The sequence below is a fragment of the Arenimonas maotaiensis genome (assembly GCF_014638745.1).
Lineage (GTDB): Bacteria > Pseudomonadota > Gammaproteobacteria > Xanthomonadales > Xanthomonadaceae > Arenimonas > Arenimonas maotaiensis.
The window spans coordinates 1-18,303 of the sequence record NZ_BMFO01000003.1 but is presented as its reverse complement, the minus strand read 5'-3'; the positions used below and the strand labels follow the sequence as shown (position 1 = coordinate 18,303).

The following is an 18,303-nucleotide window of genomic DNA, read 5'->3' as shown; positions in this document are numbered from 1 at the left end:
CCCGGTCCCGAAACGGAAAAGCGCCCGGCAGGGCGCTTTCCGTACAGCGTGGGTGGGCGATGATCAGGCCAGCTTCGACAGCAGTTCCGTCCACTGCGCCTTGACCTTGGCGACGTGCCGTTCCTTGACGTGGCCGAAGCCGCGGATGTGCTCGGGCAGGCGCGCGAAGCGCACCGCGTCGGCATGGTTGGCCACGCTCAGCTTGACCAGCACCGCGCGCACGTCGCGCATGTAGTCGGCGATCAGCGCGCGTTCCATCCGGCGCTCTTCGGTCTTGCCGAACACGTCGAACGCGGTGCCGCGCAGGAACTTCAGGTGGCGCAGGCCGCGCACCAGCGGCAGCGCCCAGGCGCCGAACTCGCGCTTCAGCAGATGGCCGTCGGCGTCTTTTTTCGCGAACAGCGGCGGCGCCAGGTTCAGGTGCAGTTTGATGTCGCCCTCGAAGGTGTCTTCGATCTGCCTGCGGAACGCCGGGCTGCTGTACAGGCGCGCCACCTCGTACTCGTCCTTGTAGGCCATCAGCTTGAACAGGTACTTGGCCACGGCCTCGCTGACGCCGGTGTAGTCCGGCGTGTGCCTGGCCTCTTCGGCGCGCACCTCGGCCACGAAGTCGGTGTAGCGCCGGGCGTACGCCGCGTCCTGGTATTCGGTCAGGAACTTGGCGCGCAGCGCCACGGTGTCCTGCAACGAGCGGCTGAGCCTGCCTTCGCCGACGAACGCCAGTTCGGTGGCGGCGTGCGCGTCGTCCAGAAAATCGACGGCCTTGGCGCCGCCGCCGAAGCCCGCGGCGGCCTGCACCGCGGCCGGATCGTGCGCCGCCATGCGGCCCCAGGCGAAGGCCTTCTTGTTCATCTCCACCGCGGCGCCGTTGAGCTCGATGGCGCGCAGGATCGACTCCAGCGACAGCGGCACCAGACCCTGCTGCCAGGCGTAGCCGAGCATCAGCAGGTTGGTGGCGATGGCGTCGCCCATCAGCGCCAGTGCCAGCTCGGTGCCGGCCAGCTGCAGCGGCTCGCGGCCGTCGAGCGCGGTGCGCACCGCGGCCACGATGTCGTTGGCCGGGAACTGCATGTCCGGCTTGCGGGTGAAGGTGCCGGGCATGGCCTGGTAGTCGTTCAGCACCACATGGCTGCGCTCGGCGCGGATCTTGGACAGCGCCCAGTAGTCGTTGACCACCACCATGTCGCAACCCAGCACCAGGTCGGCCTCGCCGGCGGCGATGCGCACGGCGTGGATGTCTGAGGGGTCGCGTGCAATGCGCACGTGGGTGGTGACCGCGCCGCCCTTCTGCGCCAGACCGGTCTGGTCAAGCACGCTGCCGCCCTTGTTCTCCAGATGCGCGGCCATGCCGAGCAGGGCGCCGATGGTGACCACGCCGGTGCCGCCGATGCCGGTCACCAGGATGTTCCAGGGCTGTTCCAGGCCGGTCTTGAACACCGGATCGGGCAGGGCGTCAAAATCCATCGCGGCGTTCGGTTTGCGCTTCTTCAGCCCGCCGCCGGTGACGGTGACGAAGCTCGGGCAGAAGCCCTTGACGCAGCTGAAGTCCTTGTTGCAGTTGCTCTGGTCGATCTCGCGCTTGCGGCCGAATTCGGTCTCCAGCGGCAGGATCGAGACGCAGTTCGAGGCTTCGCCGCAGTCGCCGCAGCCTTCGCACACGGCCGGGTTGATCACCGTGCGCTTGGCCGGATCCGGCATCTTGCCGCGCTTGCGGCGGCGGCGCTTCTCGGCCGCGCAGGTCTGGTCGTAGATGATGACCGTGGTGCCCGGCGTTTCGCGCAGGCGCTTGGATACGCTGTCCAGTTCGTCGCGGTCGAAGAACTCGACGCCGTCCGGGAAGATCGAGCGGTCCGACCACTTCTCAATGTCGTCGCTCAGCACCACGATGGTCCGCACGCCTTCGCTGCGCACCTGCTTGGCGATGTCGGGCACGCTCAGCGTGCCGTCCACCGGCTGACCGCCGGTCATCGCCACCGCGTCGTTGTACAGGATCTTGTAGGTGATGTTGACCTTGGCCGCCACCGCCTGGCGGATGGCCAGGCTGCCGGAATGGAAATAGGTGCCGTCGCCCAGGTTCTGGAACACGTGCTTTTCATCGGTGAACGGCGCCTGGCCGCACCAGGTCACGCCTTCGCCGCCCATCTGGGTGAAGGTGTCGGTCTTGCGGTCCATCCAGGTCACCATGTAATGGCAGCCGATGCCGCCGAGCGCCCGCGAGCCCTCGATGACGGTGGTGGAGGTGTTGTGCGGGCAGCCCGAGCAGTAGTGCGCGGCGCGCGGGAACTCGGCGCGCGGCTGCGCCAGCTCCTTCTCCTTGGCGGCGAGGAAGGTCAGGCGGTCGTCGATGGCGTCGGAGCGGAAGAAGCGGCCCAAGCGCTTGGCGATCACCCGCGCGATGCGCGCCGGGGTCAGCTCGTGCGTGCTGGGCAGGATCCATTCGCCGGCTTCGTCGTACTTGCCGACCACGTGCGGACGCACGTCCCAGTTGAACATGTATTCCTTCATCTGCGATTCGATGAAGCTGCGCTTCTCCTCGACCACGATGATGTCCTCCAGGCCGCGCGCGAATTCGCGGATGCCGATCGGCTCCAGCGGCCAGGTCATGCCGACCTTGTACACGCGGATGCCGATTTCGGAAGCCATGGCGGCGTCGATGCCCAGGTTCTCCAGCGCCTGCAGCACGTCCAGGTAGCTCTTGCCGGTGGTGACGATGCCCAGGCGCGCCTTCGGCGAGTCGATCACCGTGCGGTCGATGCGGTTGGCGCGCGCGAACGCCTGCGCGGCGTCGACCGCGTACTGGTGCAGGCGCATCTCCTGGTCCAGCGGCGGATCCGGCCAGCGGATGTTCAGGCCGCCGGCCGGCATCGCGAAGTCGGTCGGGATGACGATGTCGAGCTGGTGCGGATCGACGTTGACCGAAGCCGAGGACTCCACCGTCTCGGCGATGGTCTTGAAGCCGACCCAGCGCCCGGTATAGCGGCTCATGGCCCAGCCGAGCAGGCCCATGTCGAGGATGTCCTGCACGCCGGCCGGGTTCAGCACCGGCATCATCGCCGACACGAACTCCAGCTCCGAGCCGTGCGGCAGCGTCGAGCTGCGGCAGGCGTGGTCGTCGGCGGCCAGCGCCAGCACGCCGCCCAGCGGCGAGGTGCCGGCGGCGTTGCCGTGCTTGAACACGTCGCCGCAGCGGTCCACGCCCGGGCCCTTGCCGTACCACATGGCGAACACGCCGTCGTACTTGGCGCCCTGGAACAGGTTGGTCTGCTGCGTGCCCCACACCATGGTCGCGCCCAGGTCTTCGTTCAGGCCGGGGGTGAACACCACATCCGAGGCCGCCAGATGCTTCTTGGCCTTCCACAGCTCCAGGTCGAAGCCGCCCAGCGGACTGCCGCGGTAGCCGGAGATGAAGCCGGCGGTGTGCTGGCCGGCGGCGCGGTCGCGCATCTGCTGCATCAGCGGCAGGCGCACCAAGGCCTGTACGCCGGACAGGTAGATGCGGCCCTGCTCGCGGCTGTATTTGTGGTCGAGGGTGTAATCCAGGTCGAGACTGGCGGTGTGCGGGGCGATCGGGGACATGGCAAAGCCGGTTGAGTAAAGACTCGAAATTATAACAGGCCGGCGCAGGCCAAGCCCCGCGCGGCTTTGCGCGCGGCCGGCTGTTAATGCCCGCGTTGCATGCCCGCCTTAAGGTATTTGCCGGATTAATACGTGACGCTCAGCTCCGGCGCGGCAGGGCATCCGGGTTCTGCAGTCCGTCCAAAATCGCGCAGTCGGGCGCGTCATCCCCGTGGCAGGCCTGCACCAGCGTCCGCAGGGCGTCCTGCATGGCCTGCAATTCGGCCAGTTTGCGGCCGATGTCGGCCAGGTGCTCCTCGGCCAGGCGCCGGACGTCGCAGCTCTTGCGGCCGCGGTTGTCGCGCAGGCCGAGCAGGCTGCCGATCCGGCTCAGGGAAAAGCCGAGCTCGCGCGATTGCCGGATGAAGCGCAGGGTGGCGATGTCCTGCGTGCCGTACAGCCGGTAACCGGCGACGCTGCGTCCGGCTTCCGGCAACAGGCCGATGCGCTCGTAGTGGCGTATCATCTTGGCCGATACGCCCGCGGCCTTGGCCGCTTGGCCGATGTTCATCGCGTGTCTCCGGTCGCCTTTCGGGCCTATGGTGCACCGGCCGGCGCCTGCGGTGTCAAGTCCGGCGTTGCTGAACGCTTCCGCACCGCGCCGGCGCGTCGGGAAAATCCCGCTTGACCTTGCCACGATGGCAAGGCCGATGATGCCGTGACGGCTATCCGGCCGGACGAGAAAGGAGGACAAAGCCATGATCACGCTCCGCGTGGAAGGCATGCACTGCGGCCGTTGCGTCGCCCGAATCAACCAGGCCGTCCATGAGTTGGACGCCGGGGCCGAGGTCCGCGTCGAGCTCGCCGCCGGCACCGTGTCGGTGGACGGTTCGCGCAATGCCGCCGAACTGTCCGCGGCACTGGCGCGCATCGGCTATCAGGCCCGGCCGGTCGTCCCGTCCTCGCCGGAGTCTGGCCCGTGAACGGCAAGCCATCGATTGATGCGGCGGTCACCACCTTGGCCGTGAGCGGCATGACCTGCGCCAGCTGCGTCGCGCATATCGAAAAAGCCCTGATGGCGGTGCCCGGCGTCACCTCGGTGAGCGTGAACCTGGCCACCGAAAAAGCCACGGTCACCGGCGCGGCCGGATCGGACGCGGCCTTGGTCGCGGCGGTGGTCGCGTCCGGCTACGGCGCGCAGCTCGAAACCCCGGCGCAAGCCCGCGGTGAAGCGCCGCCGCCGGCCGATTGGCGGCCCTGGGTTTTGGCCTCGCTGTTGTCCCTGCCGATGGTGGTGGCGATGCTGGTCGATCTGTCCGGCGGGCACCTGATGTTGCCGGGCCTGCTGCAGCTGGCCTTGGCCACGCCGGTGCAGTTCTGGCTGGGCGCGCGCTTCTACGTCGCCGGCTGGCGCGCGCTGCGGGCCGGTAGCGCCAACATGGACGTGCTGGTGGCATTGGGCACCAGCGCCGGTTACGGCCTGAGCGTGTATCAGCTGCTGGCCATGCCGGATGCCGCGCACCTGTATTTCGAAACCTCCGCGGCGGTGATCAGCCTGGTGCTGTTGGGCAAATGGCTGGAGGCGCGCGCCAAGCAACGCACCGGCGAGGCCATCCGCGCCTTGCATCGCCTGCGCCCGGAGACCGCGCGTCGGCGCCGTAACGGGCAGGACGAAGAGGTCGCCATCGAGGCCGTCGCCGTCGGCGATCAGGTGGTGGTCCGCCCCGGCGAACGCCTGCCGGTGGACGGCACGGTGCTGGAAGGCGACAGCCACGCCGACGAGTCCCTGCTCACCGGCGAAAGCCGGCCGGTGCCGAAAGCGCCCGGCGACAGGGTGACCGGCGGCGCCATCAACGCCGAAGGTCTGCTGCTGGTGCGCACCGACGCCGTTGGCGCCGAAACTGCGCTGGCCCGCATCATCCACCTGGTGGAAAGCGCGCAGGCGGCGAAAGCGCCGATCCAGAAGACCGTCGACCGCATCAGCGCCGTGTTCGTGCCGGCGGTGCTGGCGCTCGCCGTACTGACCTTCCTGGGCTGGTGGTGGCTCGCCGCCGACGTGACGCAGGCGGTGATCAACGCCGTGGCGGTGCTGGTCATCGCCTGCCCCTGCGCCTTGGGTCTGGCCACGCCGACCGCGCTCATCGCCGGCACCGGCGTCGCCGCCGGCCGCGGCATTTTGATCAAGGACGCCGAAGCGCTCGAACAGGCGCACCGCATCGGCGCGGTCGCCTTCGACAAGACCGGTACGCTGACCGAAGCCAGTTTCCGCCTCCTCGCGTTCGAAGCCGCCGCTGATAACGCGGATGCGGATGCGGCGATGCGCATCGCCGCGGCGCTGCAGGCCGGCAGCGAACACCCGCTGGCGCGCGCGCTGTTGCAGGCGGCGTCGGAACGCGGCGCGGCAGCCGGTCGTGCCGAGTCGGTGCAGGCCTTGCCCGGCCGCGGCCTCACCGGCTGCATCGACGGCCGGCGTTACTGGTTGGGCAGCGCACGGTTGATGCGCGAACAGGGCGTGCGCTTGCCGGACGCGCTGGCGCTGGCCGCGGAGCGGCATGCCGATGCCGGACGCACGGTCTCGTGGTTGGCCGAGGCCGACGGCAGTACGGCCCTGGCGCTGATGGCGTTCGGCGACCGTGTGCGGGATTCCGCGCCATCGGCCGTGGCCAAGCTGCGCGCGCTCGGCATCACCACGGTGATGATCACCGGCGACGGCCGCGGCGCCGCGCAGGCCGCCGCCGCCGAACTGGGCATCGACACGGTGCGCTACGAGGTGTTGCCGGCCGACAAAGCGGCGCAGATCGCGGCGCTGAAAGCGCAGGGCCACGTCGTGGCCATGGTCGGCGACGGCATCAACGACGCGCCGGCGCTGGCCTCGGCCGATGTCGGCATCGCGATGGGCTCGGGTACCGACGTGGCCATGCACGCCGCCGACATCACCCTGATGCGCGCCGATCCGGCGCTGGTGGCCGACGCCATCGACATCTCGCGCCGCACCTACCGCAAGATCCTGCAGAACCTGTTCTGGGCCTTCGCCTACAACGTCGTCGGCATTCCGTTGGCGGCGTTCGGCCTGCTCAGCCCGGTGGTGGCCGGCGCGGCGATGGCGTTCAGCAGCGTCAGCGTGGTCGGCAACGCCTTGCTGCTGAAACGCTGGAAGCCCTGAGTCCGCTCAGCCGCGTGGCAGGCGGGCCAACTGCCGGTCGTGCCACGCGGTCAGCGTCGCCAGCGCCGTCAACGCGCCGATGAAGGCGGTTAACATGTCGGACTGCGCGTCCCATTCATCGCCCTGCAGGCCGAGGAATTCGTCGGCGCTTTGGCCCATGGCCACCGCCGCCGCCCATTCCAGCAATTCGTAGCCGGCGCTGACCGTCATCACCACGCACACGCACAGGAACGCCAGCCAAGCGCGGCCGTTGACCACGCGGCGGCGCAGGAAGATCTCGCGCGCGGCCACGGCCGGCACCAGGCCTTGGAAGAAATGACCGATCTTGTCGTACGGGTTGCGCGCCAGCGTGAACGCATCCTGCAGCCAGTCGCCCAACGGCACGCGCGCGTAGGTGTAGGCGCCGCCGGCGATCAGCACCGCGCAATGCAGGAAGATCAGTGCGTACAGCAGCGGCGTCAGCGGGAAGCGCCGCGCGCTGGCCCACAGCACCGGCAACACGAGCATCACCGGCAGGGTTTCCATCACCCAGGTCGCGCGGTCGTACGGTTGCAGGCCGGAGATGGCCAGCAACAGCAGCGTCAGCACGCTGCCGATAGCCAGCAACCGGTGCGTGGCGGCCTCAGGCATTGGCCCGGCGCCAGCGCCGCTCCAGCACCGGAATGGTGAACAGGTAGCAGGCGATCACGATCAACGGCGCCACCACGTACTGCCGGTCCGGCCACAGGAACCAGCCCGCGCACAGGGCCGCCGTGCGCACGCCGGCATGCCACCAGCCGATCGGGTGCCGGATGATCCAGGACATCGGCACCCACATCAGGCCGGCCAGGATGCCGACGCCCATCGGCGCCGCGCGCGGCTCCAGGATGGCCAGCGGAATGACGATGGCGTAGACCAGGATGGCCTGCCCCATGCCGTGGAAGAACAGCGACTGGAACGCGTTCTTGGGGCGGCTCTTGTCGAGGAAGTCCTCGCCGGTCAGCTTCGACAGGCCCATGCCGACATAGGCGATGCAGCCGGTGCCGATGAACAGCGCCAGCATCGCCGACGGCGTCGGCAGCAGAAAGCCCGGTATCAGCAGCAGGGTCCAGACCAGCAGGCCGGCCAAGGGCATGGCCAGGAAGCGGTTACGGCTGAATTCGGCGCGTTGTTCGTCCAAGCTGCGTTCGGTGTGCATCGGCGTTCCCCATGGCGTATGCCGCATCCTGCCGTATCTTGTGGTGGCCGGTCAATCGGCGGCGAAGAACGCCGGCTTGCGCGCGCGCGGCAGTTTCTTCAGCGCCGCTTCGGCTTTCGAGGCGCTGGAGCGGTCCGGATAAGCGCGCGTGGCCACCAGCGCCAGTGGTGGATGCGCGCGGGTGAAGCGCGCGCCCTTGCCGTTGCGGTGCGCCTGCAGCCGGCGCGGCAGGTCGTTGCTGATGCCGGCGTAGTACACCGTGCTTTCGCCTCGGCGGCATTCCAGCAGATACAGCACCCAGGCGGCGTCAGATCGTGCGGCGGGCATGCCTCAGCGCAGGCTCATCGCGCAGTTGAAGGCCACGGTGATGCGCTCGCCCTCGCCGTAGAACGGCATCACCTGGTGTTGTACCCAGGACGGGAACAGCACCAGCTGGCCCGGTTGCAGGTCGAAGGCGTAGTTGCCGAGCTGGTAGGGGAACTGCTGCTGCGCGTTGCCGGCATCCAGGTACATCTGCGCGAACGGATTGATGAAGCTGAGCCGGCCGCTGTCGGTCTGGTCGGGGTCGTGTACGCCGGGGCTGATGCAGTACACGCCCGACCAGGACGCCATCGGATGGTTGTGCACGCCGAAGAAGCCGCCGCGCCGGGTGATGTGGAACCAGGCGTCGGTGACGATCTGCAGGCGTGCCATGCGCGCGGCGTCGTAGCCGTTGATCTCGGCCACCAGCCGCGCCAGGTTCGACAGGCAGAATTCGCGCAGGCGCGCGACCGGCGCGTCCGGCCAGGTGAACAGGTCGAAGTTGCTCTCGAACAGCTCCTTGTTGCGCGGCGTGTACGGATTCGGGTTGGCGAAGCGCGCACCCTGCGCCTCGCGCCGGATGAACAGCTCGCGCAGCTCGCGATTGAGGCCGTCGCAGTCCGGCAGACGCTCGAGCCCGAACGGGACGCTGAACAGCGGATTGATCTGGGCCATGGGTCACATTCGCGGGCGGGGATGTCCTCCATTCTGCCAAAAATCCGCGGATCCGTGCCGGCTTGGCGTACACTTCGGTGATTGCCCACCCGTACCCGCCGAGGATCGCTCCATGTCTGTCCTGCGTCTGTCCGCCGCCCTGCTCGCCGCCGTTTCCGCCCTGTCCGCCACTGCCGCCGACCGCGTCACCGGTGCCGGTTTCGCCACCCGCTCCGAGGTGATGGCGCCGCACGCGATGGCCGCGACCTCGCATCCGCTGGCGACCCAGATCGCGCTCGACGTGCTGAAGGACGGCGGCAGCGCGGTCGACGCCGCCATCGCCGCCAACGCCGCGCTCGGCCTGATGGAACCGACCGGCAACGGCATCGGCGGCGACCTGTTCGCCATCGTCTGGGATCCGAAAAGCAAGCGTCTGCACGGTTACAACGGCTCAGGCCGTTCGCCGAAGGCGCTGACCTTGGAGGAATTCGAACGCCGCGGCCTGAGCGATATCCCGGCGCACGGCCCGCTGCCGGTCACGGTGCCGGGTACGGTCGACGCCTGGTTCGCGCTGCACGCCAAATTCGGCCGCCGCAGCATGGCGCAGAACCTGGCGCCGGCGGTGGCCTACGCCCGCAACGGTCATCCGGTGCACGAGGTCATCGCCTATTACTGGGACCGCAGCGTGCCGACGCTGTCGAAGTGGCCGGGCTTCCGCGAACAATTCACCATGAACGGCCGCGCCCCGCGCAAGGGCGAGACCTGGCGCAACCCGAACCTGGCGCGCACCTTGGAGACCATCGGCCGCGAGGGCCGCGACGCGTTCTATAAAGGCGCCATCGCGCGTACCATCGACGCCTACTTCCGCGCCAACGACGGCTTCCTGCGCTACGAGGACCTGGCCGCGCACCGCGGCGAGTGGGTCTCCCCGGTCAGCACCAACTACCGCGGCTACGACGTCTGGGAACTGCCGCCGAACGGCCAGGGCATCGCCGCGTTGCAGATCCTGAACCTGCTGGAACCCTACGACCTGAAATCCTACGGCTTCGGTAGCCCCGAGCACGTGCACCTGTTCGCCGAAGCCAAGAAGCTGGCTTTCGCCGACCGCGCCGCGTCCTACGCCGATCCGGATTTCTACCGCACGCCGGTCGAGCGCCTGATTTCCAAGGAGTACGCGCGCGAGCGCGGCAAACTGATTTCGATGGACAAGGCGATGAAGGCGGCCGAACCCGGCATCATCCCCGAACTGAACGAGGGCGACACCATCTACCTGACCGTGGCCGACAAGGACGGCATGATGGTGTCGCTGATCCAATCCAACTACCGCGGCATGGGTAGCGGCATGGCCGCGCCGGGCCTGGGCTTCATCTTCCAAGACCGCGGCGAGCAGTTCGTGCTGAAGAAGGGCCACCCGAACAGCTTCGCGCCCGGCAAGCGTCCGTTCCACACCATCATCCCGGCTTTCGTCACCAAGGACGGCAAGCCCTGGCTCAGCTACGGCGTGATGGGCGGCGCCATGCAGCCGCAGGGCCACGCGCAGATCGTCATCAACCTGGTCGACTTCGGCATGAACCTGCAGGAAGCCGGCGACGCGCCGCGCATCCAGCACGACGGCAGCACCGATCCGGCCGGCCAGGCCACGGCCATGAGCGACGGCGGCGAGCTCGACCTGGAAACCGGCTTCCCGTATGCCACCGTGCGCGCGCTGATGCGCAAGGGTCACTCGGTGCGCTTCGCCGACGGTCCGTACGGCGGCTACCAGGCGATCATGGTCAATCCCCAGGGCGGCTACATCGGCGCCAGCGAAAGCCGCAAGGACGGCCAAGCCGCCGGCTACTGAGTTCCGAACGCCGATGATCAACGACGCCCTCGACCTGAACCGCCACCGCCAGCAGCTGGTGCAGCGCACGCGCGTGCAGATCCCCGATTTCCTGCAGCTTGATGCCGCCGAGGCCATCCACCGCTGCCTGCGCGAAGACACCCCGTGGGCCTTGGCCGAACGCTCGACCGGCACCTCGCGCACCGTCGACGCCGCCACCTACGCGGCGATGAGCGATGCCGAACGCCGGGCGCTGTTGGAAAAAGCCTATGTCGCCGCGCGCGACGGCTTCCAGTTCTCTTACGACAGCTACATGATCGTTCGTGCGGTGAAGGAAGGTTGGACGCCCAACCTGCTGCACGGCGTGCTGGAGTTCCTGAATTCGCCCGAATTCCTGGTGTTCGCGCGCCGGCTGACCGGCGAGCCGGGCATCAACACGGTGACCGCGCAGGGCACGCGCTACCGCGCCGGCCAGTTCCTGACCCGGCATGAGGACCAGGAGGTGAACGAGGGCCGCGTCTGCGCCTTCGTCATCAACCTGAGCAAGGACTGGGACAGCGACTGGGGCGGCCTGCTGCAGTTCCACGACCAACACAAACGCCTGGTCGACACCTTCGTGCCGTACTGGAACACGCTGTCGCTGTTCCGCGTGCCGCAGGCGCATACGGTCAGTCTGGTGTCGCCCTGGGCCGGCGCCGACCGCCTGGCGGTGACCGGCTGGTTCCTGGCGAAATAAACCTCAGCGCCCCGGACGCAGCATCTCGTGGTGCGGAATGCCGTCTTCCAGGTATTCTTCGCCGACCACCGCGAACCCCAAGCCGGTGTAGAAATCGAGCAGATACGACTGCGCGCTGATGCGGATGCCCTGGCCGGGGAACAGGCGCGCACAGCCGGCGATGCCTTCGCGCATCAGCGCCAAGCCCAAGCCGTGGCCGCGGAAACCGGGCGCGGTCAGCACCCGGCCGATCGACGGCTCGGCGTAGTACCGGCCTTCGTGCACCGATTTGCGGCCGGGATCGACCACGCGCAGATAGGCCGCCACCGCGCCGTCGACGGTGCCGATCAGATGCCAGGACGCCAAATCGAGTTCGTCGGCGTCCTGGTACGGGCAGTTCTGCTCGACCACGAACACGCGTTCGCGCGCGGCGATGACCGCGTGCCAATCCAGCGCGGTGAGTTCGGGCAGGCGCGCCCAGCGGAAGTCGAGTTGGCGCATGCGGCGCTCCGTGCGGGAAATCGTCGCTATAGGATACCGCCGCGCGGCCCGCGTCAGCCGAACAGGTCGCCTTGCGGTGCCGGTTTCTTCGCGGCCGGTCGGCGCATCGGCGCCTTCTTGCGGCTGCCGTGCTTGTCCAGTACCACGCGGCCGAGCTCGCGCGTCTGCAGGCGGTTGCGCCATTCGGTGTAGCGGCGTTTGGCCTCGCGCGCGGCGGATTCCGGTTCCACCGGCGGCCGCGGATAGTTGCCGTCCAACACCACGCCGTGGCGTTTCAGCGTGGCCGCGTCCAGCCGCCAAGGCGTGTGGATGGCGGCGGCCGGCAGGCCGCGCAGTTCCGGCAGCCAGGTGCGGATGAAGCCGCCGTCCGGATCCTGGTCCTGCGATTGCTTGACCGGATTGTAGATGCGCGGGATGTTGATGCCGGTGGTGCCGCTTTGCATCTGCACCTGCGGGTAGTGGATGCCCGGCTCGTAGTCGGTGAACAGCCGCGCCAGATGCTGCGCCACCGCCGGCCAATGCAGCCAGAACTGGTAGGCCGCCACCGACACCAGCATGGCGCGCATGCGGAAGTTGATCCAGCCGGTGGCCTGCAGCCGACGCATGCAGGCGTCCACGAACGGCAGGCCGGTGCGGCCCTCGGCCCAGGCGTTGAAGCGCGCGGCGTCGAATTCGGCCTCGCGCATGCCGTCGAAGCCGCGGTTCATGTTGCGGAATTCCAGTTCGGGCTCGGATTCGAACTTCTGGATGAAATGGCAGTGCCAGTGCAGGCGCGCCTCGAACGCGGTGAACGCCCGCAGGCGCGGCGTGCCGCGCGCCCGTTCGCGTTCCCAGGCGGTGCGTTGCAGCACCTCGCGCATCGACAGCGCGCCCACAGACAGCGGCACCGACAGCCGCGAGCAGGCCTGCGGCGCGGTGTTCGGGCTGCTCATCCGGTAGTGGTATTCCAGCCCGCGTTCGGCGAAGAAGCTGTCCAGGTATTTCAGGCCCAGCCGGCGGCCGCCGCGTTGCCGGTGCGTGCAGCCGTCGTCGGCCAGGCCCAGGTCGGCGGCGTCCGGCAGGGGGTCCGAGGCGCAGTCCGGCGCGGCGGCGATGCGCTCGGGCAGGGCTTGCACCGGCCGGTTCATATGCGCTTCCCACTGCGTCACCCAGCCGTCGCGGCGCTTCAGCCGGCGCACCACGCCGAACTGCGGAATCTCGGTCCAAGCGATGCCGTTAGCCTTTGCCCAGCCGGCGACGCGTAAATCGCGGGCATAGGTGAAGCCGTTGCCGGTCTCTTCGTGCGACCACAGCGCCGCGACGTCGAGCTCGCGGCGTAGCCGCTCGAGCACGGCCACCGCCTCGCCGCGACGGACGATCAACGGCAGGCCGAGTTCATGCAGGGCATCGCGCAGTTCCAGCAGCGATTCGCGCAACACCTGCCAGTGCCGGGCGCCGGCGTCCGCGCCGCGCCAGTAATCCGGTTCCACGATGTACAGCGGCAGCACCGGGCCGCGCCGCGCGGCCTCGCACAGCGGCAGGTGGTCGTGCGTGCGCAGATCGCGCTTGAACCAGACGAGTTGGACGGCCATGCGCGCCATCATCGGCCATGGCCGGTGGCGCGGGCGTGAACGCCGGCGGTTAGGCCAGCCAACCCTTGGCAGCCGCCCGGCGGGCGAGCGCCACCAGGCCGATGCCGACCAGCAGTACGATGGACTGCATCACCACCGCGGCCGGGCCGGCCAGGCGGGCGCCGTCGACCAGCAGGAACAAGCCGATGTCCTGCGCCACGATGCCGAGCAGCGACAGCCAAAGCAGGGCCTGCGCCCAGCGTTTGCCGAACAGCAGGCCGAGACAACCCAGTGCGCCGCCCAGCACCGCCGTGGCGGTGGCGGCCAGCGCCCAGGCCGGGCGCGCGGCATACAGCGCTTGCTGCGCCTCGGGCAGTTTGGCCAGATCGTCGGGCGTCAGCCGCAGGTCGGCCGCGAAGGCCAGGCACCCGAGCAGGTTCCAGAGCAGGGCAAGGACGGAAACGGCTTTGAACCACGTGGGCGATGCGTTCATGCAGACTCTCCTTCGATGGCGGGGTGGAATGTGCTATCCGGCGGCCGATGTCCGCATCCGGGTTCCGGCACGATCAACCCCGATTGTGCTCGCTGCAGGTGGAATCGTAGGTGGCGCGCGTCGAAGCGTTGTTGGCGGTCGACGGGCTGACGGTGGTGTGCCGGCCGGTCAGCCGGTTGCCGTTCGCGGTATACAGGGTGAATTCGTCCAGGCTGCGGTAATGCCAGAAATAGTCGCCCGGCAGCGCGTCCGAGGACACCCGCGTGTAGTTTTCGATATAGACCTTATAGGTGTTCTCGCCAAAGCGGTCGGTGCGTCCGGTCACGTCGTAGACTTGGGTGTAGGGCGTGCCGTCCAGCCAGACCGCGATGCCCATCTTGCCGGTGACGGTGTTGCCCGGCCCGAACGCGAATTGCACGAAATGGGCTTCGGCATGCGGCGTGTCCAAGCGGCAGCTGAACTGCCGGCTGCCCAGATACTCGAATCCGCTCTGCGCCTGCGCGGCGAACGCCGACGCCAGACCCGCGGCCGCCACGGCCGATATGAGAATTCCCCTGCGCATCGCATCCCCTTAATGAATCCGCGTCTTCGGCCAGTATAGCGACACATCGGGGACGGAGGTACCTCCGTCCCCATTCACGCATCCGGCCCGGCGTCCGGGAATTGCGGCAGCGTGTCGCCGATATGCAGCCAGCCGACCTTGCTCCGGCACCAGATATGGTACTGCGGCGCGACCGCGGAACTGTCGTCGAGCGAGCAGAGGGTGACATCGACCGTAGTCGCGTGCTGCTTCAACCTGAACGCCAATTGGGTGCCGCAGCGGGAACAGAACTCCCGTTGGTGGCTTTCGCTGGAATGGAAGATCGAGGCCTCGCCCTGCAGGTATTCGAATCCGCCGGCGGGCAATGTCAGCCAGGCCATAAGCGGCGCGCCGCTGGATTTTTGGCACAGCCGGCAATGGCAGAAACCGGCATCGACGAACGTACCGCTTAGCCGATACCGTATCGCCCCGCACAGGCAGCCGCCGTCACGGTCCATGGCGCGTTCCGGTCCGAAAATCCGGCGATGGAATCATGCACAGGCTCCTCTCGATGGTCGGCTCAGCCGGGCTTCGGCCGGTCGGCCGGGTGGTTCACGCCGTCGTTGGTCGGCACGTCGGGAATGGCCAGCGGGTTGATGCCCTCCAGGCAGCCGACGTTGTAGCCGTATTGCTGCGGATTCGAGCGCCGCTGGTGGTGGGTATAGATGCCGCAGCGCGCGCAGAAGTAGTGCTTGGCGGTGTGCGTGTTGAATCGGTACAGCGTCAGGTGTTCCTCGCCTTGTACGATGCGGATGCCGGCGAGCGGCACCGAAGCCACCACCGCGCCCTTGCGCCGGCAGATGGAACAGTCGCAGCGGCGCGGATCGACGATGCCGTCCGGCAGGTCCAGTTCCAGCACCACGGCGCCGCAATGGCAGGAAGCCCGGTGCTTGGGTTGAATCGTGACGCCGGCTACTTGCTTGATCATGCGGGTCTCCGTGCGCCTGCGCGCGGCGCGTTATCGGTTGAAATTGACGTTGATGAACAGCGGAAACGGCTTTTCGCCGTAGCCGACCGGGCGCGGCGCGCTGGTGCGCAACGCGTCGATCTTGCCGGCGTAGCAGCGGGCCGGGACGGTTTCCGGCCGCACCACCACGTTGCCGAATTGGCCGTCGGCCGCGATGTCGGCCACCAGTTGGAACGAGTCCTTGTCCAGGCCGCTTTGCCCGTAGCACTTGCCGATGAAGGACTCCAGCCGCTCGCCGTGTTCCTTGACCACCGCGCCGATGTACAGCACGCCGGTGGGCGAGTTCTCCTGCGCTTCGGCGGCGGCTACGCGCTCCGCGAACGAGGCGGGCGCCTGCGGCGGTTTCTGGCAGGCCGATAACAGCAGAATCACGGCGGCGAGTGCGTATTTCATGGTTCGGTCCTCGGGGCGGGTGGCGGTGCCACGGACGAGGCCAGTGTAAACCCAAACCCCCGCCGTTCGTTTACAGATCGTACGACAGCAAATCAACGCCGGTGGCTGCGCGCACCACGCGCCGGTACACGTAGCCGCCGCTGCCGCCGTTGGTCAGCACTACCAGCGCGCGCCGGCGCTTGGCATCGCCCACCGCGAAGTTCTTGAAGATGCCGCCGTTGCTGCCCGAGTGGTAGAACAGCGGGCCGTCGCGGGTCGGTTCCATGTTCCAGCCCAGGCCTTTTTCGGTCCAGCGGCCGGGCAGTTTGATCTGCGGCGTGAGCATGGCCTGCCGCGCGGAGTCGGAGATCTCCCAGGTCGCGCGCGGCCGGCGTTCGGTCATCAGCGCTAGGAAGCGGGCGTAGTCCTGCACCGTGGTGCGCAGGCTGGCGGCGGCGTTGGCCACGATGTCGCCCGGCCAGGTCACCAGCCCGGGCGGAGCCTTGGCCATCACCTGCGGTAGGGCGCGTTCGGCGTCCTCATATTTCCATGCCGACAGCGGTTTGCCCCAGGCATCGGCCACCTGCTGCGCCAGCGTCCATTGTTCGCGGAACATCTGCGGCGGCATGCCGTCGCCGGCTTGGTCGTGCGCGCGGTGGCCGTATACCGAGCGTGCCGCCAGGTCCGTGTTCCAGGTGTAGCTGCTGTCGGCCATGCCGGCCGGGCCGAACAGGTGTTCCTGCATGGCCTGATCCAGGCTTTGGCCGGTGATCGATTCCACCGCCAGCTGCAGCCAGAAGATGGCTTCGCCGGAGTAGTCGATGCGGGTGCCGGGCTTGACCGCCGGCACCAGCTTCTCGGTGGCCGGCTTGGCGCGCCAGTTCGGCAGGCCGGTGGTGTGGCGTAGCACGTCGCGCGCGGTGATCAACCCGATCCATTCATGCGCGGCCAGGTAATCGGGCCGGCGGTAGCGCACCAGCGGCCGGTCCAGGTCGATCCGGCCCAGGTCCGCCAGCCGCATCACCAGATAGGCGAACACCGGCTTGCTCAGCGAGGCATCCTCGAACACCGTGCGTTCGTCCACCGGCGCGCCGGTGAGCGCGTGGCGAACGCCGAAACCGCGGCTCCAGGCCAGCTTGCCGTCTTCCACCACCGCGATGCCCACGCCCGGCACCGCGAAGGCCTGCATGATGCGCGGCAGTTCGGCAAGAAACTCCTCGTCGGGAATCCACGGGCCATCCGCCGTTCGGCAGTCGGTGGCCGCGGCGCGGCCCCAGGGCAATGCGCTCAGCGCGCCCAGCGTGGCGGTGGAATGAATGAAGCGGCGGCGGGTTGGAATGGCTTGATTGGTCATTTCCGCATTAGACACGGAGACGGTTTGCGTGGCAAGGTTGGTCGAAAGTAAACTGCGCCACAAAATTGCTTTGGCTTGAGCGGATTATCGGGTTCCGACGAGTTTGTAGCGCACCAGGCACACATGCTTGCCCAGCTCGCTTGGCGCGATGGGCACAGCAAGCGACGTGCCGTAGGGTTCGCCGGTCTTCCGGCCGGTGGCGGCTTTGTAGCTGCCGCGGCGATAGCTGGATTGGCACTCGTCGTACTTGTTGCACACCTGAAGCTTGGCGCAGACGGTTGTGCCGGCTTTCTCGTAGATGAAGTATTTGGCTTCCGAATACGGCGGCCGCGGATACTGTTCCGTCCGGATGGTAATGCCTGAATTGCTTTCTTTGGCCGTGACTGCGGTGGCCGGCGCCAGTCCGGCAACGAAACATAAGGCAAGAAAAACGAGTCTACGCGTCATAAAATCACCTTGCGTATCGTTCGTGCCAAACGCCTGAGTTAAGCCGACCCGCGAAGCGGGTTCGGCTTGAATGAATTGTTAGGCCTCGGCCTATTTTCTGTTCTCGCCTGACGCATAAGTATGGAGAACCGTTATCTCAAAGCCGGTGCCACGCGACAACTCTGTGAAAAATGTCTCTAACGCCTGATCATCTGATGTGGTGTTATTTTCAGCCGCGACTTTGTTCACAAACAAAGTCCAGCCGCACTCAAGGTTGTGCGGAAATCGCGCGCGGCCATCGAGATCCACGTTGGGGTACAGGTCAAAGTACCAGCGGGGATGCTCTTTGAGGAATTGGTTGTAGTAGTGAGAGTAGCGCGGCTGTGGCTCAGTGCTATCGGGGTTGCGAATGCCGCGAGGAATGCTCTTGTACATCTTGCGGTAGCCGATACCGGCAAGAAACGTGTTGACGTTTCGAACCAGAATCTTCTCATCGTCCGACCGACACATGATCCCGTATTCACGAGCAAGCATGAAGCTACCTCCGAGGCCTAACGATTGAATTAAGCGGCTGCCGCCGCGAACAGGCTCAGAATACCAAGTAACGGGGCGGCTGTCCGCTTGGATGATTAGTTAGACCCCATCAGCGAGATTGTTACGGCTCAGGCGAAGCGATG

At 67.5% G+C, this 18,303-nt stretch carries 20 protein-coding genes; 4 read left to right on the top strand and 16 right to left on the bottom strand.

Annotated features, from left to right (window positions below):
• Positions 1 to 63: 63 nt before the first annotated feature.
• Entirely contained in the window at positions 64 to 3,576 is a 3,513-nt protein-coding gene (locus IEV56_RS07465; protein WP_188449433.1) for an indolepyruvate ferredoxin oxidoreductase family protein, read from the bottom strand.
• A 139-nt stretch (positions 3,577 to 3,715) separates the two neighbouring features.
• Entirely contained in the window at positions 3,716 to 4,126 is a 411-nt protein-coding gene (cueR, locus tag IEV56_RS07460; RefSeq protein ID WP_188449431.1) for a Cu(I)-responsive transcriptional regulator, read from the bottom strand.
• A 187-nt stretch (positions 4,127 to 4,313) separates the two neighbouring features.
• On the opposite strand from cueR, the gene IEV56_RS07455 reads away from it, so the two are divergent.
• Both IEV56_RS07455 and IEV56_RS07450 read left to right on the top strand, forming a co-directional pair.
• Positions 4,314 to 4,538, top strand: coding sequence for a heavy-metal-associated domain-containing protein (locus IEV56_RS07455; RefSeq protein WP_188449429.1), 225 nt, complete (start codon positions 4,314 to 4,316; stop codon positions 4,536 to 4,538).
• Complete coding sequence (locus tag IEV56_RS07450; RefSeq protein ID WP_308419395.1) at positions 4,535 to 6,718, top strand: heavy metal translocating P-type ATPase; 2,184 nt, start codon at positions 4,535 to 4,537, stop codon at positions 6,716 to 6,718. Before IEV56_RS07455 ends, IEV56_RS07450 begins: the two co-directional genes overlap by 4 nt.
• Before the next feature lie 6 nt (positions 6,719 to 6,724).
• On the opposite strand, the gene IEV56_RS07445 is transcribed toward IEV56_RS07450, so the two are convergent.
• The 4 genes from IEV56_RS07445 to IEV56_RS07430 are packed head-to-tail and all read right to left on the bottom strand — an operon-like array spanning position 6,725 to position 8,870.
• A complete protein-coding gene (locus IEV56_RS07445) occupies positions 6,725 to 7,348 on the bottom strand; it encodes a DUF2238 domain-containing protein (protein WP_188449427.1) in 624 nt (207 codons plus the stop codon).
• Positions 7,341 to 7,895, bottom strand: a complete 555-nt coding sequence (locus IEV56_RS07440; protein WP_188449425.1) for a DUF7010 family protein — start codon at positions 7,893 to 7,895, stop codon at positions 7,341 to 7,343. Before IEV56_RS07440 ends, IEV56_RS07445 begins: the two co-directional genes overlap by 8 nt.
• A gap of 51 nt (positions 7,896 to 7,946) precedes the next feature.
• A complete protein-coding gene (locus IEV56_RS07435) occupies positions 7,947 to 8,222 on the bottom strand; it encodes a GIY-YIG nuclease family protein (RefSeq protein WP_188449423.1) in 276 nt (91 codons plus the stop codon).
• Between the two features lie 3 nt (positions 8,223 to 8,225).
• A complete protein-coding gene (locus IEV56_RS07430; protein WP_188449421.1) occupies positions 8,226 to 8,870 on the bottom strand; it encodes a TIGR02466 family protein in 645 nt (214 codons plus the stop codon).
• Positions 8,871 to 8,982: 112 nt separating this feature from the next.
• Between IEV56_RS07430 and ggt the strand changes: the two genes are divergently transcribed.
• On the top strand, positions 8,983 to 10,689 hold the full coding sequence (gene ggt, locus IEV56_RS07425) for a gamma-glutamyltransferase (protein ID WP_188449419.1): 1,707 nt from the start codon (positions 8,983 to 8,985) through the stop codon (positions 10,687 to 10,689).
• A 13-nt stretch (positions 10,690 to 10,702) separates the two neighbouring features.
• A complete protein-coding gene (locus tag IEV56_RS07420; RefSeq protein WP_188449417.1) occupies positions 10,703 to 11,404 on the top strand; it encodes a 2OG-Fe(II) oxygenase in 702 nt (233 codons plus the stop codon).
• Between the two features lie 3 nt (positions 11,405 to 11,407).
• Here IEV56_RS07420 and IEV56_RS07415 read toward each other — a convergent pair whose 3' ends face one another.
• From IEV56_RS07415 to IEV56_RS07370, 10 genes are all read right to left on the bottom strand, one after another.
• A complete protein-coding gene (locus IEV56_RS07415; RefSeq protein WP_188449415.1) occupies positions 11,408 to 11,884 on the bottom strand; it encodes a GNAT family N-acetyltransferase in 477 nt (158 codons plus the stop codon).
• Between the two features lie 53 nt (positions 11,885 to 11,937).
• Complete coding sequence (locus IEV56_RS07410) at positions 11,938 to 13,455, bottom strand: FAD-binding domain-containing protein (RefSeq protein WP_188449413.1); 1,518 nt, start codon at positions 13,453 to 13,455, stop codon at positions 11,938 to 11,940.
• A 49-nt stretch (positions 13,456 to 13,504) separates the two neighbouring features.
• On the bottom strand, positions 13,505 to 13,927 hold the full coding sequence (locus IEV56_RS07405; protein ID WP_188449411.1) for a hypothetical protein: 423 nt from the start codon (positions 13,925 to 13,927) through the stop codon (positions 13,505 to 13,507).
• A 73-nt stretch (positions 13,928 to 14,000) separates the two neighbouring features.
• Positions 14,001 to 14,462 (bottom strand): hypothetical protein, encoded by a 462-nt coding sequence (locus IEV56_RS07400; RefSeq protein ID WP_188449409.1) that lies wholly within the window; start codon positions 14,460 to 14,462, stop codon positions 14,001 to 14,003.
• Between the two features lie 101 nt (positions 14,463 to 14,563).
• Positions 14,564 to 14,965 carry a GFA family protein gene (locus IEV56_RS07395; RefSeq protein WP_188449407.1) on the bottom strand — a complete coding sequence of 134 codons (402 nt, stop codon included), beginning with the start codon at positions 14,963 to 14,965 and terminating at the stop codon, positions 14,564 to 14,566.
• A gap of 62 nt (positions 14,966 to 15,027) precedes the next feature.
• Complete coding sequence (locus IEV56_RS07390) at positions 15,028 to 15,435, bottom strand: GFA family protein (protein ID WP_188449405.1); 408 nt, start codon at positions 15,433 to 15,435, stop codon at positions 15,028 to 15,030.
• 30 nt (positions 15,436 to 15,465) lie between these two features.
• Positions 15,466 to 15,867 (bottom strand): hypothetical protein, encoded by a 402-nt coding sequence (locus tag IEV56_RS07385; RefSeq protein ID WP_188449403.1) that lies wholly within the window; start codon positions 15,865 to 15,867, stop codon positions 15,466 to 15,468.
• Between the two features lie 70 nt (positions 15,868 to 15,937).
• Positions 15,938 to 17,200, bottom strand: coding sequence for a serine hydrolase domain-containing protein (locus tag IEV56_RS07380; protein WP_229730215.1), 1,263 nt, complete (start codon positions 17,198 to 17,200; stop codon positions 15,938 to 15,940).
• Positions 17,201 to 17,284: 84 nt separating this feature from the next.
• Positions 17,285 to 17,647, bottom strand: a complete 363-nt coding sequence (locus IEV56_RS07375; RefSeq protein WP_188449401.1) for a hypothetical protein — start codon at positions 17,645 to 17,647, stop codon at positions 17,285 to 17,287.
• A gap of 90 nt (positions 17,648 to 17,737) precedes the next feature.
• A complete protein-coding gene (locus IEV56_RS07370) occupies positions 17,738 to 18,160 on the bottom strand; it encodes a hypothetical protein (RefSeq protein ID WP_188449399.1) in 423 nt (140 codons plus the stop codon).
• Positions 18,161 to 18,303: the final 143 nt, after the last annotated feature.

Bases quoted from the DNA above. Each gene is read 5' to 3' on its own strand.
- IEV56_RS07375 (WP_188449401.1), bottom strand. From the start codon at position 17,647: ATGACGCGTAGACTCGTTTTTCTTGCCTTATGTTTCGTTGCCGGACTG.
- IEV56_RS07410 (WP_188449413.1), bottom strand. From the start codon at position 13,455: ATGGCCGTCCAACTCGTCTGGTTCAAGCGCGATCTGCGCACGCACGAC.
- IEV56_RS07395 (WP_188449407.1), bottom strand. From the start codon at position 14,965: ATGGACCGTGACGGCGGCTGCCTGTGCGGGGCGATACGGTATCGGCTA.
- IEV56_RS07385 (WP_188449403.1), bottom strand. From the start codon at position 15,867: ATGAAATACGCACTCGCCGCCGTGATTCTGCTGTTATCGGCCTGCCAG.
- cueR (WP_188449431.1), bottom strand. From the start codon at position 4,126: ATGAACATCGGCCAAGCGGCCAAGGCCGCGGGCGTATCGGCCAAGATG.
- ggt (WP_188449419.1), top strand. From the start codon at position 8,983: ATGTCTGTCCTGCGTCTGTCCGCCGCCCTGCTCGCCGCCGTTTCCGCC.
- IEV56_RS07465 (WP_188449433.1), bottom strand. From the start codon at position 3,576: ATGTCCCCGATCGCCCCGCACACCGCCAGTCTCGACCTGGATTACACC.
- IEV56_RS07430 (WP_188449421.1), bottom strand. From the start codon at position 8,870: ATGGCCCAGATCAATCCGCTGTTCAGCGTCCCGTTCGGGCTCGAGCGT.
- IEV56_RS07415 (WP_188449415.1), bottom strand. From the start codon at position 11,884: ATGCGCCAACTCGACTTCCGCTGGGCGCGCCTGCCCGAACTCACCGCG.
- IEV56_RS07420 (WP_188449417.1), top strand. From the start codon at position 10,703: ATGATCAACGACGCCCTCGACCTGAACCGCCACCGCCAGCAGCTGGTG.
- IEV56_RS07445 (WP_188449427.1), bottom strand. From the start codon at position 7,348: ATGCCTGAGGCCGCCACGCACCGGTTGCTGGCTATCGGCAGCGTGCTG.
- IEV56_RS07440 (WP_188449425.1), bottom strand. From the start codon at position 7,895: ATGCACACCGAACGCAGCTTGGACGAACAACGCGCCGAATTCAGCCGT.
- IEV56_RS07455 (WP_188449429.1), top strand. From the start codon at position 4,314: ATGATCACGCTCCGCGTGGAAGGCATGCACTGCGGCCGTTGCGTCGCC.
- IEV56_RS07405 (WP_188449411.1), bottom strand. From the start codon at position 13,927: ATGAACGCATCGCCCACGTGGTTCAAAGCCGTTTCCGTCCTTGCCCTG.
- IEV56_RS07370 (WP_188449399.1), bottom strand. From the start codon at position 18,160: ATGCTTGCTCGTGAATACGGGATCATGTGTCGGTCGGACGATGAGAAG.
- IEV56_RS07390 (WP_188449405.1), bottom strand. From the start codon at position 15,435: ATGATCAAGCAAGTAGCCGGCGTCACGATTCAACCCAAGCACCGGGCT.
- IEV56_RS07380 (WP_229730215.1), bottom strand. From the start codon at position 17,200: ATGACCAATCAAGCCATTCCAACCCGCCGCCGCTTCATTCATTCCACC.
- IEV56_RS07435 (WP_188449423.1), bottom strand. From the start codon at position 8,222: ATGCCCGCCGCACGATCTGACGCCGCCTGGGTGCTGTATCTGCTGGAA.